The organism is Bacillus sp. USDA818B3_A, assembly GCF_009928415.1.
Taxonomy (GTDB): Bacteria; Bacillota; Bacilli; order Bacillales; family Cytobacillaceae; genus Neobacillus.
Genome location: NZ_JAABNN010000009.1, coordinates 13,565 through 31,245, shown reverse-complemented (window position 1 = coordinate 31,245; position 17,681 = coordinate 13,565). Strand labels below are relative to the sequence as shown.

Genomic DNA, 17,681 nt, shown 5'->3' with positions numbered 1-17,681 from the left:
TTTTATTTTCCTAAAAATGATTCCTTGATGAATTTGAGGTGCTTTTCTAAGGTAACCGGATCACTGAAGGAAGCGCCATCACCCGCCATTTCATAAACCTGCTTATTTTTAACCGCCGGAATGTTCTTGAAGGTTTCCGTTTCCTCGAAGGACGTATCGGCATTCGCGTATTTGCTAAGGATTACATAATCCCCGGCATACTCCGGAATCACCTCGGCAGAAATCGTATAATAGCCGGACTTCAGCGCCATTTCCTTAACCTTTTCGGGCATGTTCAATTTCATCGCTTGATATAGGATTTCCGTTCCGCGTGCCCAGTTATTGCCGTAGACATATAGGTTTTTATCGTATGCCTCGATGACAGAGACGGTGGCATCTTCACCTATTTTGGCCTTGATATCTGTCCCAATATCTTCGGCGCGTTTTTGGAAGTCATCCACCCAGGCTTGAGCCTCATTCTCCTTGTTTAATAGTTTTCCGATTTCAACATGCTGTGATAGGTAATCCAATTTTCCCCATGTATAAGTGACCGTCGGGGCAATTTTTTTTAGTTTATCGACGTTTTTAACAGTGGATAGCCCAATAATCAAATCTGGATTTAATTCAATAATTTTCTCCAAGTTGTCTTCAGATACTTCAGTAACATCTTTCAACTCTTCTTTGAAAGTAGGGTTGGTTTTGGACCAAGTATCGACGCCAACTACATTGACTCCTAATGAAAGGACATTACCGGTAAAGCCAGAGAGCATGACGACACGTTTCGGGTGGGTGGGTACTTCAACAGGTCCGGTTTCTGATTGATATGTAAAAGTTTTTGGCTCCTCCTTTGCTTCGGCGGTACTAGCTTTCTCTTCCGAAGAAGAATGACTGCAAGCACTAACCATTAACACTAAGAGCAGGATAAACGGGAATAATAGCTTTTTCATTTTGATAGACTCCTTTTAATAGATTATAAGTTATACACATCGGTTTATTTGTGCGTGGGTCTCTGCCAATTTCGGCATCGATTTGAAAAACCTCTTGAAGCACCTCTTGCCGCATGACGTCTTCACAATTTCCAGCTTTCACAATCCGACCCTTTTTCATGGCAATCATATAGTCGGCAAAGCGGGCGGCCTGATTCAAATCATGAAGGACCATCACAATGGTCCGGCCCTGTTCGATGTTCAGCTTCTGCAAGAGCTCCAACACTTCAAGCTGATGGGCCATATCTAAATAGGTGGTGGGTTCATCTAGAAAAATAATCTCTGTTTCTTGTGCAAGAGCCATCGCAATCCAAACACGCTGCCGCTGCCCGCCTGATAAAGCATCGACAGGGCGGAACTTAAAGTCGATGGTGCCTGTCACCTCAAGCGCCCAATCAATCACTTCCACATCCCTTTTGGTCAATCGGCCAAGGCCTTTTTGATAGGGAAAGCGCCCATAGGAGACCAGCTCCCCGACGGTTAAGCCACTGGCACCCTCTGGTGACTGCGGCAGGATCGCCATTTTGGTGGCGAGAATCTTGGTGTTTTCCTTCGAAATATTTTTACCGTCTAACACCACCGCACCAGATTGTTGTGAAATAATCCGGGTGATCGCTTTTAAAAGAGTGGATTTTCCGCAGCCATTCGAGCCAATGATCGCAGTTACTTTACGATCGGGTATTTGAACATTAAGATTTTCGACAATAAGCTGCTCACCATAACCAATTGATAAATCATCTGTATATAATCGGACCAATGTGTACCTCCTTAACTTTCGGTTAATTGATAATGATTATCATTTTCGTTAATAACTATATGTTGACGAACAAGCCTCTGTCAACAACTTTTAGAAAAATTAAAAAAATAGTTGATATTGATAATCGTTTTCAACTAGAATAAAATTAAGTGATAATCCTTATCAATTAGAAAAATGAACATAAATATAAATCTTAACGGGAGGTGCAGTGCAAGTGGAATTATTTGATGTGACAATCATTGGGGGAGGACCTGCAGGGCTTTATTCTGCTTTTTACAGTGGGTTAAGAGAAATGAAAACAAAAATAATCGAATTCCAGCCGCAATTAGGCGGGAAGTTACAAATCTATCCGGAAAAAATGATTTGGGATGTGGGCGGGCAGACACCCATACCTGGGGCAAAACTAATGGAACAGCTCATCACGCAGGGATTAACGTTTAATCCTGCGGTCGTGTTAAATGAAAAGGTGGAGTCGATCACTCGGAATGAAGAAGGAGTGTTTGTTTTAGAAGCAGCCTCAGGCCAGAAGCATTTCTCAAAAACGGTGATCGTCGCGATCGGAAGCGGCATTTTAAAACCGCAAAAGCTCCAGATCGAAGGGGCTGAGCGGTTTGAAGTGACTAATTTAAATTATACCGTCAAATCACTGCGCCACTTCAAAGATAAAACCGTCATTATTTCAGGCGGGGGAAATACCGCGGTCGATTGGGCAAATGAGTTAGAATCAATTGCGAAGAGGGTGTATGTCACTTATCGGAAGGACGCACTTAAAGGCCATGAGGCCCAGGCCACCCAATTATTAAACAGCTCCGCGGTTTGCCTGCCGAATACGTCGATTACAAAACTGGTGGCAAACAGTGATCATGATGTCATTGAAAAAGTCGAACTGACTAATCATGAGACAGGGGAGGTTACCTATTTGCCGATTGATGAAGTCATCATTAATCATGGCTTTGAAATTGATGCCGCCTTACTTCAAACTAGCAGCTTGGATATTGCCTTAGCGGATCACTATTATATTGCCGGGAATGCAACGAGTGAGTCTTCGGTAGACGGACTATATGCGGCGGGGGATATCCTGATGTATGAGGGGAAAGTCCAGTTGATTGCCGGCGCCTTTCAGGATGCAGCTAACGCGGTGAATAAGGCGAAGAAGTTTATCCAGCCTGAGGCGGAAAAAAGTGCGATGGTTTCGTCTCATAATGAGGTGTTTAAGCAGCGGAATAAGGAATTGGTGAGGCAATTGATAAAATAAGCGGTAGATGGGCAGGTAGTTGCCTTGGAATGAATCATATAAATGGCACTTATCAGCGTTTTTATTGAGCTTATCAGCGCTTTATAAAAAATATCAGCGTTTTCTGGAATTTATCAGCGGTATTAGCCAACATATCAGCGATTTTTATAAAATAAGCAAACTGCCGCGAACTCTGCAATAAAACATATCAGCGTTTTCTGGGATTTATCAGCGGTTTTAGCCAACATATCAGCGATTTTAAAAAATAAGCAAACTTTCGTGTACTCTTCGATAAACTATATCAGCAATCCTAGGAACTTATCGGCACTTTTCTTGGATTTATCGGCACTTTTCCCAAGTTTATCGGCACTTTGCATAAAAAAAGCCAGCTCGCCCACCGATATAAATAAATCGGCTCGCTCGCTGACATTCCTTTTTAAACATCAACTAACTTACTCCTGCGGCACTCCTCATGAAACGCCCGCAGCCGTTTCGTCCGCTCCATCAGCGTCTCCATGAAATAATCCCAATCATCCACACGCTTCAACTTCTTATACAACGTCCGCAGCTTCTTCAAATGCCGCACCGCCATCTTATAACTCGACCGATTCTTCTGATCAATCTCCCGCTGTGCCGTCTGATGCAGCATCCCAAGCAGCACCTCAGGCCGCTCCTTCTCAATCACCTTCAACCGATCCTTCGGCAAATCATAAAAATCCAGCCCGACGAACGCTTGAAGCTCGCCCCAGCGGTCATACTGCTTACGCTCAAACAACATATACTCATACTCACCAAAACTGTACGGCAGCATCACCAGCAAACCGCGCTCATACAAATCGACCCGATCATTCTCCGTACAATAAGCGGCCACCGCCTTAAGCGCATTCCGGGCAAACGTCACACAACTATGATAGCCGCCCAATGCCAACAAGTACGCCTTCACCTTTTGTAAAAATAACTCAATCAACGCCCCAACGCGGCGCCATGCCTTCAACGCGGACAAATACTCAATCCAGAACAGCATATAAGGAACAATCTCCTCATCGGCAAACTGCCCAATCAACTTCATCGCGGCCTCATCATCGCCAACAAGCAGATTCAAGTGGACCCCGGCTACCATCATCGGCAGCGGATTCTCCCAATCCTGAAGAGCCTTCAGGCCATCCTTGATCTTCGTCAGCTCCTCCTCACGCCAAGACTTCCTTTTGAAAAATTGTACCCACAACAGTCGATACAAAAAGATACGCTCATACTCTAATCCACTCGCACAACGGAGCAGGTCAAACGCATCATCCTTGAGCCGCTCAATAAACTCATCAAACGCAAACGGCAGCGACTGCACGCCAATTTTAACAGAAAGATCTTCCGCATCGTCCATCAAATTGTGGAACACATGCAAGTAGGCCCGCCTTACGGTGTCCTCATCATGACCAAGCGACTCGCTCAACGCAGCCAGCTTCCTGAACGACACCACGATCGCAACCAGCTCATATAACAAGCGCCATTCCTGTTCAACCGGGGCGCTCGCATGAACGCGGCGCTCATAAATACCGTACAATTCCGGGATCACAAATGGGCTCGAATACTTTTTCGAAGCAAGCAGCGTATCAAAGCTGACTTCAAACGAATGAACCCAGCGGCTGTAGTCCGGCTTCAAGACACCGTTCGCCTTAATTAAATCCTTTGCAGTCTGCATGCCCCAGTCCTGAACCGCCTTTTGCTCACGTGCCGGCTCGCGCCATGCGGTTACCCAGTCACTGACACTGCCAAACTTGGAAAACGACGCAAAAAAGGTTGCCATCTGATGGCGGCAAAAACCTTCCTCAGGGCAGGTACACGTACTCATCGAGGCGAACACTAAATCCAGTTTTACATGGACGTTATTGACGTCCTGGACCATTGAGGTGATTTTATCATTCCATATTTGTAATTGCTTCACTACTCCTTGCCGGTAGAGCATCAATCCCTTTTGAACAAGCTTGGCATCCTCCGCTTCGGTTGGGATCAGCATCTCTTGTAACTGTATCTCGAAGTGCTCCAATTGTTCGTTAGCAGGCGTCGACTCCATAGCCGCGACCCCCTTTTTCAAAAAAATCCATATTCATTCATTATACCCAAAAAATCGAAATAAGTTAATGAGTCCGTTACAAACAAAAAAAACCCGGAAATTAATTTTTCCGAGTAGAAATGAAAAATCCCACCATTATAGTGGGATCCGTATCTTTCATTATTAGAATTTATTAAAGAGGAGCAGAGTAATGTAGAAAAAAGTTGTATACGTCATTGTTTGGAAGATGTAATAAGTTTCATACTTGTTCGATCGAACTCCAATGGCATGATAATTCATTGGCTATTTCTTAAGCGTGAAAACTTAAATGGTAACAACTCGGTTCTGAAGTATACTCGAGGAAGTGGTGTTTACCTTGATGTTTGGAAAGGTGGTTAACTTTTGCTTACTCGTCTGCTTCAGCATAAGATTCCATTGTTTTGTCTCTGCAATCCCAGCATTCCGCGCGGTTCCTCTCCATAAGAGCTAATTCTTCTCCACATCTAATACAATTATCCATGATTCATTCCCTCTTTCCGTCATATTTTTGTGAAATCACCAACTTTAATAAATATATAAGTTGTTAGAGTAATTATAACACAAAGTATTCAGAAAAGAGAGACGATATATATGTTAATTTTGTGACATTAATTGCAATAAGGTCACCCTTCATTTCAAAATAGGGAGGAATTCTGTAAATTACGACATCATAAATGACAGAAATTACTTTTTTATTAAAAACCCGTAAAACAATGGATTTAGATAATTATTTTTTATTAGAATGGGATTCACACAAGACAAGGTTTATGGAGGGATTCGTTTGTTATTCAAGGCCAAAAAGAAAGCAGAAGTAGGCGATTGCATCTTTTTTAAAAATGGAGTCAAGGGGATCGTCAAGAAGGTCAACGATAATTCCGTGATTACGAGAATAACCGAAAATGATACGGAATTGGAATTTAAAGAAAATATAACAGTCGTAGCACACAAAAATTATAAAGTTTTGGCATAGGCGTGCCGAGATATCTCAGAAAAAGAGCAGAAATGGATAGTCAGATAAGGCTATCCATTTTTTGAAGTTATTTAATTAACTGTCTTTTACCGCGCACTTTCTATTTTATTCCGCCTTTTTTTCAGCTTTTTCCTCCAATTCATCAAATAATTCCAACAAGCCCCATTTAAAAACCCCAAGTTTCGAGGAAATATTTCAAAAGGGTTACAGTTTCTTTATAATTCTATGATTCTCGTTTTTTCGACGGGGCAATTGTTATAATGGAAAAAAAGTGAAATGCTGGAGGATACATACATATGAAAAAAATAATTAGTATGGCAACTGCCGCATTTATTGGGTTCGGTCTATTTACGGCGTCAGCCGAAGCGGCTACGGTTGTCAATGCAGATGTATTGAATGTACGACAAAGTCCTGCTACAAGCTCAAGAGTCATTGGAAAAGTAACAAATGGTCAGACTTTGTCCGTGAAGAGCCGTCAGAGTGGCTGGCTAAAGGTTAGCTATAAAGGAAAAACAGGTTACGTAAGTTCACAATATACAAAAGAAACAAGCACGGCAAAACCAAGCACCACGACAACTACAGGAACCTATTACGTCAATGCCACTTCTCTAAACGTTCGTTCCGGCGCTGGCACGAAATACGCTCGGATTGGTACATTAAGAAGAGGACAAGCGGTCAGTGTAAAAAAGGACCTTGGAAACGGCTGGTATCAAATTAGTTATAATGGCCGGACAGGATACGTTAGTAAGCAATTTGTAGTGAAAACTGCCGTAAAAGCAGCAGCAGAGTTCATTGTGGAATCCACTGCTTACACACCAAACGAATCTAGAAGCGGAATAACAGCAGCAGGCTACAATGTTCGTAAAAATCCAAACATGAAACTGATTGCGGTCGATCCGAAAGTGATTCCGCTCGGAACGAAAGTCTGGGTGGAAGGCTATGGAGAGGCGATTGCCGGTGATACAGGCGGTGCCATTAAAGGAAGAAAAATCGATGTGCTTTTCCCGACTGTAAAACAAGCTCTTCAATGGGGCCGCAAAAATGTGAAGGTAAGAATATTGAAATAATCAAAGCATGGGGACGGTTTCTATTAAGCAGGAGAACCGGTCCCATGCTTATTTCCTTTTATGACTGTAATTAACAATGGAATCGTCATGGTTAACATAAGAACTAAAATCATACCGCTTATGTAATAAAGAACATTTGGTTTGTAACCAAAGCTATGGAAAAGAAATAAAGATAAAATGAACAGAAAAGCTAAAAATAGCTCAAATAGGAAGGTAAGGCTTAAAAATAATAGATAGGGAATAACCACTTGTTTACAAGAAACATGCTTTAAACTAAATCCCTCCCAGCATAAATCCGCTAATTCATTTATTTTCCTCAACCGTATCACTCCTATGGAAACCCATAATCTCTTACTAGCTTTCACCATATGAATAGTTTTATAACAAAAATTTCTCGACAAAAAAAGCATTGCTCACGAAAACAATGCCCTTGGTCAATTAAGGGTTATATTAACTTTTCCTAGGCACGCCACCACATCCACCATCTCTTCTGTTTGGCGGCAGCAATTTGATTTCTTGTTTCTTCCTCTATTTTACTCCGTTCCAACACCCATTGCTCAGTACGTTCTACATATCTTAAAATCTGATTCAGCTTCTCTTCTAAAGAAGCTTCCCGTACAGCCTTCTCCTTCAAATGGTTGATTAAATCTAGGTTTATTTGCTCCAAATGTTCGATCCGTTCCAATAACTCATCATGGCTGCGATCCGGCTTACTATCCTGGTCAGCGGGAGACTCTAGCATAACTATTTTCGTATCAGTGCCCGTACTAGCTTTCTCAGAAACCCCTGACATTACAGTAATAACGGCCTGTTCGATGGTCATTCCGTCTTGCTTATTGAATTCTATCAATTGGCGGAGAGTGCTGACATCCTTGTCAAAATAGCCTCTATGCCCTTTCGTGTTACGGTGGATCGAATATCCCTGGCCTTCCAAGAGAGTGGCATACTTCCGTAAAGTACTACTATCAATTCCTAGCAAGTCTTGAACTTTTTTAGGTGTATATATTTCACTCATCGCATGACACCTCCGCTAAGTTTCAAATCTATTTCCTTTTAAATTAACCCTATTATAACAAGGAATATTTTTGAAAGTTGTCGAACGAACGGATAATAACCTAATTGTAAAAGGGCTGTTACCTTCACTTAATAAAAGTCTAATCTTCTATCACACACTAGTAATGAAACATGTGATATATTAACCATTTTTAAAAAGTAGGTCAGACTTAACTGGACAATTTTAGTAGTGTTACTTAGACTAAAGACTAGCCACAATAAACGGTAAAATATTCTATATCGTAATCTACTAAACCAAAGAGATTGAAAATTCGGAAAAGAGTAGGAAGGTTCTTCTAGTAACCTCGATTTGGGCAAAAACAAATCAGTATGGAAAACAAGGAGGATGAATCATGAATATGGACCAATTGGCCGCGATTAAAGTAATCGGTGTCGGCGGCGGCGGGAACAACGCCGTGAACCGGATGATCGAAGACGGAGTGGAAGGCGTAGAATTTATTGCTGTTAATACAGATGCCCAAGCGATTAATCAATCAAGAGCAGAGATTAAGATGCAAATCGGTACATCCTTGACAAGGGGTTTAGGAGCAGGAGCGAATCCCGAGATAGGAAAACTAGCGATAGAAGAAAGCAGAAGTCAGATTGAAGAAGTGTTATCAGGCGCTGACATGGTCTTCGTTACGGCAGGAATGGGTGGCGGCACAGGTACAGGTGCAGCGCCTGCCATAGCTAGAATTGCCAGAAAGCTGGGAGCCCTGACCATTGGGGTGGTCACGAGGCCTTTCAAATTTGAAGGCAAGAAGCGGGCGTTGAATGCGGAAATCGGAATAAACGCCTTGAGGGAAGCAGTGGATACGTTAATCATTATCCCAAACGATCGTTTGTTGGAGATTGTAGAACGGAATACACCTGTACTGGAGGCTTTCCGTGAAGCAGATGCGGTCCTTCGCCAGGGCGTGCAGGGAATTTCCGATCTAGTGGCAGTGCCAGGGTTAATTAACCTTGATTTTGCTGACGTGAAAACGGTCATGTCCCATAAAGGAACGGCCTTAATGGGAATTGGTATGGCGACAGGCAGCAATCGTGCGGCCGAGGCGGCTCAGAAAGCGTTAAATAGTCCAATCCTGGAAACATCCATCAATGGGGCACAAGGTGTAATTATGAACATCACGGGCGGTCACAATCTGAGTCTGTTTGAAGTCCAGGAGGCAGCAGAGATCGTTGCTGAAGCTTCCCATGAGGATCTAAATATGATTTTTGGTTCCGTCATTAATGAAAACTTAAAGGATGAAATTATCGTCACGATCATTGCCACTGGATTTACGGAGCAAGTGAGTGAAAAAGAGAGTATGGTCATACAAAATGATCCGGTACCAACAGAGGAGAGTATGCCTAATCCCTATCGCAGGGAAAGAACTAGACAACCTTCTCTAATAAACCACGGCGAACCCGCTCAAAGGTATGAACGCCAAGTGGAACCGAATCAAAGGTATGACCGCCAAGTGGAACCCGCTCAAAGGTATGACCGACAAGTGGAAAACGCAGAAGATTCTTTGGATGTTCCTACGTTTCTGCGCAATCGAAAACGGCGATTTTGATTCATTTATTAAAATAAAGGCTCTGTTATAACTGAAAATTAATTTTACTGTGTTTGAAAAATAAACGGTAAAATTCCGTTTAAATTGGGAAATACCCATATTTCCTTAGAAATAAAGGGAATTTTTCCGTTTATATTATCCAAAACATTGGATTTTGTCTTAATTAGAGCAGTTAATCGGAATATCTCCGCTTATATCTGCCTCTTAAGCTTCCTCTTTATACATTAGCCGGAAATTCTCCGTCTATGAATCCTTATACATACACGAAAATCAACAATGAATAATAACAGACCCAAAGTAAAAAATTCCTGCCAATGTAAAAGGCAGGAATTTTTTGTTTCAATAGTTTTTGATCAGCATTTTATCTATCGTATGTACTTTATCATATGATTTTAAGAGTCTCTCAGGTACCAAGGTTCTGCCGTATACCCAAGAATTCCTTTCGATTACAGCGCGAAGCTGTTCTTTCTCTTCATCCCCGCCATACATTAAAGTCCTTAAATCATGTTTGTTTTTCTTAAAATCCAAATAATAGCCGAGCTGATGATAAAGAATGAGTTTCACACAGTCTTCATCGCTCTCTTTTATTTTAAAATTAATATTGGCTACGTATCCATTGATTTGCAGATAATTAAACTTAATCGTACTGGTCGACACGTTAAAACTCATGGGTGCAGGTAGTTGATTGTTCAATTCATAATTAAGATTCAATCTGTGCTCTAGCAAAGTATTTTTAATGATTTCCTCAATATCCCATATATAAAGCAATTTACCCATCACTACCTTTCCAAACAGCATTCTCTCTTTATTTTTAAAAAATAACGGCGGAAAGTAAATCCTGCTATTTTCCTTTAGCCTATTTACCTATATCACAAAAAAAGAAGTAAGCACCCTATGAGTGCTTACCTAGTTAATAACTCATCCAGAGAAAGGATTCTATGCTTTAATTCTTCCTCTGAATCTAACACACCGATAACTATTTGGTTATCTTCTGTTATGGTCGCATATCTGAAATGTTCATCCCCATTAATGAGTAAAGCTGTTTCCTGTTTTGCCTCCATCTTCGCAAAGACACTTTCTGTGTACACAAGTGGGAGAAAATCATCTATTCCTTCTGCTGGCTCACCAACCCATCTAAATAGGAAGTCTTTGATTGAAAATTGCTCAATGTTCGATAATTTTTTCTTGAATGTTAGCTCATTTACAAGTACTGCTTTCAACTTAATCACTCCTCGATAATAAGTAAAGTGTATACCTGCAAATGTCTAACATCAACGTTATTATAGTGACAGAATATTTACATTTTGATTTCGGGCGATGTCAAAGTGCTAGTAAGCCCATAACTCTTCATTACGCCCGGCAAAAGAAAAACCAGCCTCTGATCAGGCCGGCTCCGTATTTATATCATTTTTGTTTGATAGAGTAGAGAATTGTTCAAATAAATGAGTAAGATAATTATTCAATTCAAATCCATCTTCATTAGCAAACTCTGATAATAGTAGTAATTGATCATTCATTTCTCACATCTCCCTTTGAACGTCTTACTACTACTATTCCCAATCTATGACTCTTTTATACATGAAAAATCTCCCAAAATGAGAGATTTTTATAAAAATAGATTTTATTATTCCGTTTTTCTTAATAAAGGCGCTTAAATGCCGCAAAATGAGAAGTATAGTATGGATTATTTAAATTAGAAATCTTAATCCCGTGGGTGGAATCAGCCTGAATAAACTCGTTTTCGTTAAGATAAATGCCCACGTGGGAAATTCCCTGTTTATATGTATTTTCAAAAAATACAAGGTCGCCGGCCTTAGGTGAATTTACATAATAACTGCGGTCATAATAGCCTGCTGCCGAAGTACGCGGCAGTGATTTACCCGCTTTATTGGCAACATAATAAATAAATCCGCTGCAATCAAAGCCGGATGGCGTGCTGCCGCCCCAAACATAAGGGACCCCTATTAAACTCTTAGCAATAGAAACCATCTTAGCGGCCGCATCAGTGGTCGGCGGCTGTGTTGAGTCTGGTGCGGTAACCGTTGTAGTTGTCCCTGTAACCTTAAGTTTCTGCCCAACATAAATGTTGTCTGACTTCAGGCCGTTGAGAGATTTCAATACACTAACAGTCATATCATAAGCGAGTGCAATTTTTCCAAGCGTATCCCCGCTTTTCACCACATAGGTACCGGTTGTGCCTGATGCCGGCTGCTTAGTTGTAGTCGGTGCAGGCGTTGTTGGAGCTGTTATAGTTGGAGCAGGTGCACTAGTTTTCTTGGCAGTGACCTTCAGCTTTTGTCCTACATAGATTAAATCCGATTTCAAACCATTAAGTGATTTCAACTGCGATACAGTCATTCCATATTGTTTAGAAATTTTTCCTAGATAATCGCCGCTTTTAACGGTATAAACAGTAGTAGCAGTTGTTGTTGTTGGCGTAGTTTTCGCCGTCGTTGGAGCTGCCACTGTTGGTGTCGTAACGGTTACTGTTTTTCCAGGAGCAGAAACTTTTAGGACTTGCCCCACGTAAATGAGAGTGCCCTTCAAACCATTCCACTGCTGGAGTTCACCGACCGTCACATCAAAACGGTTGGCAATCTTAATTAAAGCATCGCCGCTTACAACCTTATAAGTAGTCTGCTGAACGGCCTTGACGGAAGTGGTTGGTGCAGCAGACGAAATTTGGAGCGTTTGATTAACATAGATCACATCTGACTTTAAACCGTTTAACTTCTTAATATTGGTCACAGTCGTTTGATGGCTAGAAGCAATTTCTGATAGAGTATCCCCTTTTTGCACCTTGTATTCAGCGGCTAGAGCGGAGCCGGCAAAAGCGCATGAAAAGAGAGCTGTTGTCGAGAGAGTTCGAACGATGGTTTTCTTCATGTAGTAAAATTCACCTCAAAATTTCATTTTTTTATTAATTTTACCATAGTTTGCTAATATTTCGGGACAAAAAATTACGAAATACGAGGAATTTATTAAAAAAAATAAATTATTTTGAAGAAATAAAGAGGGTTAATTTTTATAATAGTTTAGAAGATTGGCACTAAATTACCATAAATATAGTATAATAGATTTATTATTTGAGAAAAGAATAATCAGATAGGCGGACTACATAGCTGATTTGTTTAGTCATTTAGGGGGATTCTCTGTGAAAGGTAGAAAGTTAATTAGTTTCATTTTATCGAGCGTGTTAGTCACTAGTGCCGTTCCTCTTGCAAGCGCAAGCGCAAATGGAACAAATACCGTTAACGTAAAAAAAGGTACAAACAAGGTGAGCGATATTGTCCAGGTACCTAAGAAAGAGAAAGCTTCGAAGGGCTTACTAGTAAAAAAAGCTGCTCCAGCATCCTCCAAGCAAATTTCGAAGGATGAGATTCTTGTAAAGTACAAATCAACCATAAAGACACAGGTTTTAGGCGCACTAGAAAAAAACTTAAGCATCAAAAAGGCAAAGGACTTCGGCACAACAGGAGTTAAATTATATAAACTCCAAAAGGGCCAATCAGTCGCCCAAACGATTGCTAAGTTAAAACAAGATAAAAACGTAGTCTATGCGGAGCCAAACTATAAATTAACCGTCAATAGCGTAAGTGATCCTTATTACAGCAAATTATGGGGACTAAAAAATACCGGCCAAAATGTGAACGGCTATTACGGTACAGCAGGCATGGATATTAACGTAGAAACGGCATGGAAAAAGACAACTGGTGCGAATGTGGTTGTCGGGGTCATTGATGAAGGAATTGATATTAACCATCCGGATCTGAAAAATAACATCTGGGTAAATCCTAAAGAAAAAGCCGGGGACGGTATTGATAACGATAATAACGGCTATGTCGACGATATCAATGGCTGGGATTTTTATAATGGAGATAATAGCGTTTATGATCAAAGGAATGGAGATGAGCACGGCACGCATGTGGCAGGAACGATTGGAGCTTCCGCAAATACTGTAGGCGTGGTGGGTGTTGCTCCCAATGTTAAAATCGTATCGCTGAAATTTGCAGGGCCGGACGGAGGGTATACCTCTGATGCGATTGCGGCCATTCAGTATGCAGAAAAAATGGGCATTAAAATATTGAATAATTCATGGGGAGCAGACCAATATAGCCAAGCACTGTATGATGCCATTAAAAATTATCATGGCTTATTCGTTGCAGCAGCAGGGAATGATGGAGTCAACAATGATTATAGTGTTCTAGCAAACTATCCATCTAGCTATGACCTTCCAAACATTCTAGCGGTTGCGTCGATAGATAGTGATGGCTATCGATCTTATTTTTCAAACTATGGAGCAACAACGGTAGATGTCGCTGCCCCTGGTGAGGAAATTTATAGTACAGCACCTTATGGATATTCCAATAACTATAGTACGGCCTATCAATTTATGAGCGGAACGTCGATGGCAACACCACATGTAACGGGAAGTGCTGCCCTTGTTCTAGCGAGCCATCCAACTTATACGGCTGCTCAAATTAAACAATCGCTGATGGACAACGCCAAAAAATTATCTACCCTATCAGGGAAAGTAGCTAGCGGCGGCTTAGTGGATGTCGGAACATCCGTAGGATATAGCAAAGATGATGACATCCCAGGTACCTCTTTAAGCGGCACAAAGGTTTCCGATAGTCTGGATCAGATTGCAGATGTGGATGATGTCTATGCAGTGAAGCTCTCTAAAGGCGAGAAATTGACCGCAAGTCTGACCGGTGCAACAGGCACAGACTTTGACTTGTACTTATATGATTCCAAAGCCACTACCGTGAAATCTAGTGATGGAATCTTGAAATACTCGGAAAAAGCGGGAACATCTTCTGAAAGTGTGAGCTTTATTGCTCCATATGCAGGAACTTTCTACCTGGATACGTACGCCTATAAAGGAAAAGGAACTTATACCTTATCTGTCACACTCGGAGCAACAGCCGGAAGCTATGATAATAAAAGTGAAGTCTTGAATTATGTTTCTTCGGCACCTTGGAATGTGATTTCCAATGCGTATGCATCTAATGGTTCCTATTCAACTATTAATGCAGCTAAATCAAGTGTCGAATTCGTCTTCAACGGGACAGGCATTCAATATAATGCGTTGAAAAATGCTGGACAAGGAATTGCCAAAGTTACATTAGATGGCACAGCACAAAATGTCGATCTATATTCAAGTATGGCCAAGTATAATACAACCGTATTTGAAAAAGTCGATCTCAAGCCGGGTACCCATACGATTAAAATTGAATGGACAGGATTAAAAAATTCCTTGGCACGTAAATCATCGACGGCGATTAATGTCGATTCGCTTACCGTAACGAATAAACAATCGGTCACGGTTGAAGAAAATAACGCAACCGTTTCTTACAGTGGAAGCTGGATAGCGGCCTCGTCTGCAAGTCTATCAGGGGGTACGGCAAAAACGGCCTCAACAAAGGGCAGTGCGGCCGAACTGAAATTTACTGGTGAAGGCGTAAAGGTCTTAGGTTCCACCGGAAGCAATCGAGGAAAAGCGGATATTTATGTAGATGGTAAACTAGTAAAAACAGTCGACCTCTACTCAAGTACAACAAAGTATAAGGCTGCCATCTATGAAGCGGCAAATCTATCAAAAGGTTCTCATGTGATTAAAATCGTCAATAGAGGAGAAAAAGCTGCGGCCTCTTCTGGTACTTCCATTACGGTCGACTCCTTTGTGGTGAGTCAAAAATATGCTAGTTACCGAACAGAAGAAACTGCAGCAGCGGCTGCCTATAAAGGGACATGGAGTGTGAATACTTCTCCTAATCATTCTGGCGGTACAGCTAAATTCTCCACTTCTGCGGGGAGTTATGTGGAATATACCTTTACGGGAAAAGGAATGAGGCTGTTAAGTCATACTGGTTCGAATCGGGGAATGGCGGATATTTATGTGGATGGAAAGCTTGTTAAGACGGTAAATATGTATACAAGCTCAATCTTGTACCAAGTCCCGGTTTATAGTGTAACGAATTTGCCGTTTGGCTCACATAAGGTGAAGATTGTTAATAAAGGGACAAAATCCACTGCTTCTACGGGAACGATGATTACGGTTGATGCGTTTGAGGCGACTGGTTATTAAAAATGAAGAAGCTGGCTCGAGAGGTCTTGTGAGACCATTTGGGCCAGCTTTTGTTATATGGTCGGTAACTAAGGGAAGTAGGGTATCGATTATAAAGCGTCATAGAAAAGGAAGCTGGGAAGCTACGGGGAAAGGAGACTCTCAACTGTCGAAGGGAAGGAAATCGAGAAGCTTCAGGGGATGAGGAGACATCTCATCGGTCGAAGAGAAGGAAATCGAGAAGCTTCAGGGGATGAGGAGGCATCTCATCGGTCGAAGAGAAGGAAATCGAGAAGCTTCAGGGGATGAGGAGGTATCTCATCGGTCGAAGAGAAGGAAATCGAGAAGCTTCAGGGGGTGAGGAGCTATCTCATCGGTCGAAGGGAAGGAAATCGAGAAGCTTCAGGGGATGAGGAGGCATCTCATCGGTCGAAGGGAAGGGAATCGAGAGGCTTCAGGGGATGAGGGAGCCTCTCAACTGTCGAAGGAAAAGAAACCCAGAATCTTCAAGGGATGAGGAAATGTCTTACCTACTGTTTTCCCTGGAGGATAAACACAAAAAAACTGAAAGGAATCCCCTTCCAGTTTTTTTATGACCACTTATAAAAATAACCGCTCAAAAAGCCAAATCGCTCCCAACGCCACAATCGCATACGAACCATAAGTAACAATTTTACGAGAATGCTTAAGCTTAAACAAATAAGCCAACAACGGCAGCAGCACCAACACAATCGTCAGCTGCACCGCCTCAATCCCCAAATTAAAATTAAACAGCGCTACAGCCAGATGGCTCTTAGGAATCGCCATCTCTTTTAAAATCGTCGCAAACCCTAGGCCATGGATCAAACCAAACAAAAACGTGATGCTCCAGCGATACCGAATCTCTTTTCTAAAAATATTCTCCGCCGCCACATAACAAATACTAAAAGCAATCACAGCCTCAACAAACCGCGAAGGAAGCGTCACCCATCCCAGCACAGAAAGACTAAGCGTAATACTATGCGCAATCGTAAACGACGTAACAATAGCCAGATACTGTTTAAAGGTTTGCTTCCGCAGCAGCAAGGCAAGCAGGAACAGCAAATGATCATAACCGGTCAGGATATGAAGCATCCCCAGTTTTAAAAAAGAAAACCATGAAGCGGAAGTACTTTTCTCAACAGGCTTCTCAGCCGGCTCCCCAGGCTGATCCTGCGCTGTATCAGGCTGCACGATCTGACCTTGTTCCTGTTGAACCTCGTTCACCAGGACCGTCCAAGTACGCTCTTTCCCTTGCAAAATCCCCTCACTAGACTCTCCATAAATCGATGCGGTGATCAAGTCAACATAATTCGTCCCTGTGTCATGAAAATAGAATCCATCGTTATAGTTTATTGTATCCCCAGGTGAAAAGGCTGGGAACGTCATATAAGTGGATAAGAATTCTTTATTCTCCTTTTTGACTAGTTTCATATTTTCAATAGTAGGAGTTTGTTCTTCGTTCCCTTTATCAAGGGTCAGCCCCTCCTCAATTAACTCTTCCAAGTGATGCTTATTTTTGTTGATCTCGGACTTTTCTAGGACATAGTTTTTATTAGCATCAATATCGGGTATTAATTCAAGGATGGATAATGTATCAAGAGTAAAAACGACTTCCGTCTGTTTACCATCGATTGTTATCTTTGTATAACTGGCACTGTACGCATGGGCAGATGCTTTAGAAGGAATCGAGATTCCAACAAATAGAATAGATAAGCAGGCCAGAAGGAGAGGAAAGAACAATCGATTTTTGTCGAAAAAGTTAGCCACGGTATTCCTCCTATTACACTATATTTAAATAACTTTATTAATGGAAATTGATTGGGAGTTATTCTAGTTCTATTTCTATATAATCATATTTTAATACAGCTTGTACACATGGAAATAAATTCTGTTCACAAA

15 protein-coding genes are annotated in these 17,681 nt (G+C 41.5%); 5 read left to right on the top strand and 10 right to left on the bottom strand.

Annotated elements, in window-relative coordinates; all coding sequences use genetic code 11:
- Positions 1 to 2: 2 nt before the first annotated feature.
- Together GXK58_RS15740 and GXK58_RS15735 are read right to left on the bottom strand one after the other, a co-directional pair.
- Positions 3 to 926, bottom strand: a complete 924-nt coding sequence (locus GXK58_RS15740) for an iron-hydroxamate ABC transporter substrate-binding protein (protein ID WP_160724114.1) — start codon at positions 924 to 926, stop codon at positions 3 to 5.
- Positions 877 to 1,722, bottom strand: coding sequence for an ABC transporter ATP-binding protein (locus tag GXK58_RS15735; protein ID WP_160724113.1), 846 nt, complete (start codon positions 1,720 to 1,722; stop codon positions 877 to 879). Before GXK58_RS15735 ends, GXK58_RS15740 begins: the two co-directional genes overlap by 50 nt.
- Positions 1,723 to 1,930: 208 nt before the next feature.
- Between GXK58_RS15735 and GXK58_RS15730 the strand changes: the two genes are divergently transcribed.
- Positions 1,931 to 2,977, top strand: coding sequence for an NAD(P)/FAD-dependent oxidoreductase (locus tag GXK58_RS15730; protein ID WP_160724112.1), 1,047 nt, complete (start codon positions 1,931 to 1,933; stop codon positions 2,975 to 2,977).
- Between the two features lie 415 nt (positions 2,978 to 3,392).
- On the opposite strand, the gene GXK58_RS15725 is transcribed toward GXK58_RS15730, so the two are convergent.
- Positions 3,393 to 5,024 (bottom strand): SWIM zinc finger family protein, encoded by a 1,632-nt coding sequence (locus tag GXK58_RS15725; protein WP_160724111.1) that lies wholly within the window; start codon positions 5,022 to 5,024, stop codon positions 3,393 to 3,395.
- A gap of 799 nt (positions 5,025 to 5,823) precedes the next feature.
- Between GXK58_RS15725 and GXK58_RS15720 the strand changes: the two genes are divergently transcribed.
- Positions 5,824 to 6,012, top strand: coding sequence for a DUF2187 family protein (locus GXK58_RS15720; protein WP_237389690.1), 189 nt, complete (start codon positions 5,824 to 5,826; stop codon positions 6,010 to 6,012).
- A 296-nt stretch (positions 6,013 to 6,308) separates the two neighbouring features.
- Positions 6,309 to 7,079, top strand: a complete 771-nt coding sequence (locus GXK58_RS15715; protein WP_160724109.1) for a 3D domain-containing protein — start codon at positions 6,309 to 6,311, stop codon at positions 7,077 to 7,079.
- A gap of 23 nt (positions 7,080 to 7,102) precedes the next feature.
- Here the strand turns inward: GXK58_RS15715 and GXK58_RS15710 are convergent, their stop codons facing one another.
- Both GXK58_RS15710 and GXK58_RS15705 read right to left on the bottom strand, forming a co-directional pair.
- Positions 7,103 to 7,399 (bottom strand): hypothetical protein, encoded by a 297-nt coding sequence (locus GXK58_RS15710; RefSeq protein WP_160724108.1) that lies wholly within the window; start codon positions 7,397 to 7,399, stop codon positions 7,103 to 7,105.
- Positions 7,400 to 7,539: 140 nt separating this feature from the next.
- A complete protein-coding gene (locus GXK58_RS15705) occupies positions 7,540 to 8,094 on the bottom strand; it encodes a MerR family transcriptional regulator (RefSeq protein WP_160724107.1) in 555 nt (184 codons plus the stop codon).
- Between the two features lie 391 nt (positions 8,095 to 8,485).
- On the opposite strand from GXK58_RS15705, the gene ftsZ reads away from it, so the two are divergent.
- On the top strand, positions 8,486 to 9,691 hold the full coding sequence (gene ftsZ / locus GXK58_RS15700; protein ID WP_160724106.1) for a cell division protein FtsZ: 1,206 nt from the start codon (positions 8,486 to 8,488) through the stop codon (positions 9,689 to 9,691).
- A 339-nt stretch (positions 9,692 to 10,030) separates the two neighbouring features.
- On the opposite strand, the gene GXK58_RS15695 is transcribed toward ftsZ, so the two are convergent.
- The 4 genes from GXK58_RS15695 to GXK58_RS15685 all read right to left on the bottom strand — a co-directional run bounded on the left by GXK58_RS15695 (position 10,031) and on the right by GXK58_RS15685 (position 12,577).
- Positions 10,031 to 10,468 (bottom strand): hypothetical protein, encoded by a 438-nt coding sequence (locus GXK58_RS15695; RefSeq protein WP_337248190.1) that lies wholly within the window; start codon positions 10,466 to 10,468, stop codon positions 10,031 to 10,033.
- 125 nt (positions 10,469 to 10,593) lie between these two features.
- A complete protein-coding gene (locus GXK58_RS15690; protein WP_160724105.1) occupies positions 10,594 to 10,911 on the bottom strand; it encodes a hypothetical protein in 318 nt (105 codons plus the stop codon).
- 162 nt (positions 10,912 to 11,073) lie between these two features.
- Positions 11,074 to 11,208: a hypothetical protein gene (locus GXK58_RS27570; RefSeq protein WP_272928158.1), complete on the bottom strand. Its 135-nt coding sequence runs from the start codon at positions 11,206 to 11,208 to the stop codon at positions 11,074 to 11,076.
- Between the two features lie 121 nt (positions 11,209 to 11,329).
- Complete coding sequence (locus tag GXK58_RS15685) at positions 11,330 to 12,577, bottom strand: C40 family peptidase (protein WP_160724104.1); 1,248 nt, start codon at positions 12,575 to 12,577, stop codon at positions 11,330 to 11,332.
- 268 nt (positions 12,578 to 12,845) lie between these two features.
- Between GXK58_RS15685 and GXK58_RS15680 the strand changes: the two genes are divergently transcribed.
- Positions 12,846 to 15,782: a S8 family serine peptidase gene (locus tag GXK58_RS15680; RefSeq protein ID WP_160724103.1), complete on the top strand. Its 2,937-nt coding sequence runs from the start codon at positions 12,846 to 12,848 to the stop codon at positions 15,780 to 15,782.
- A gap of 579 nt (positions 15,783 to 16,361) precedes the next feature.
- On the opposite strand, the gene GXK58_RS15675 is transcribed toward GXK58_RS15680, so the two are convergent.
- Positions 16,362 to 17,549, bottom strand: coding sequence for a HupE/UreJ family protein (locus GXK58_RS15675; RefSeq protein ID WP_237389689.1), 1,188 nt, complete (start codon positions 17,547 to 17,549; stop codon positions 16,362 to 16,364).
- Positions 17,550 to 17,681: the final 132 nt, after the last annotated feature.

Bases quoted from the DNA above. Each gene is read 5' to 3' on its own strand.
- ftsZ (WP_160724106.1), top strand. From the start codon at position 8,486: ATGAATATGGACCAATTGGCCGCGATTAAAGTAATCGGTGTCGGCGGC.
- GXK58_RS15715 (WP_160724109.1), top strand. From the start codon at position 6,309: ATGAAAAAAATAATTAGTATGGCAACTGCCGCATTTATTGGGTTCGGT.
- GXK58_RS15725 (WP_160724111.1), bottom strand. From the start codon at position 5,024: ATGGAGTCGACGCCTGCTAACGAACAATTGGAGCACTTCGAGATACAG.
- GXK58_RS15695 (WP_337248190.1), bottom strand. From the start codon at position 10,468: ATGGGTAAATTGCTTTATATATGGGATATTGAGGAAATCATTAAAAAT.
- GXK58_RS27570 (WP_272928158.1), bottom strand. From the start codon at position 11,208: ATGAATGATCAATTACTACTATTATCAGAGTTTGCTAATGAAGATGGA.
- GXK58_RS15685 (WP_160724104.1), bottom strand. From the start codon at position 12,577: ATGAAGAAAACCATCGTTCGAACTCTCTCGACAACAGCTCTCTTTTCA.
- GXK58_RS15705 (WP_160724107.1), bottom strand. From the start codon at position 8,094: ATGAGTGAAATATATACACCTAAAAAAGTTCAAGACTTGCTAGGAATT.
- GXK58_RS15740 (WP_160724114.1), bottom strand. From the start codon at position 926: ATGAAAAAGCTATTATTCCCGTTTATCCTGCTCTTAGTGTTAATGGTT.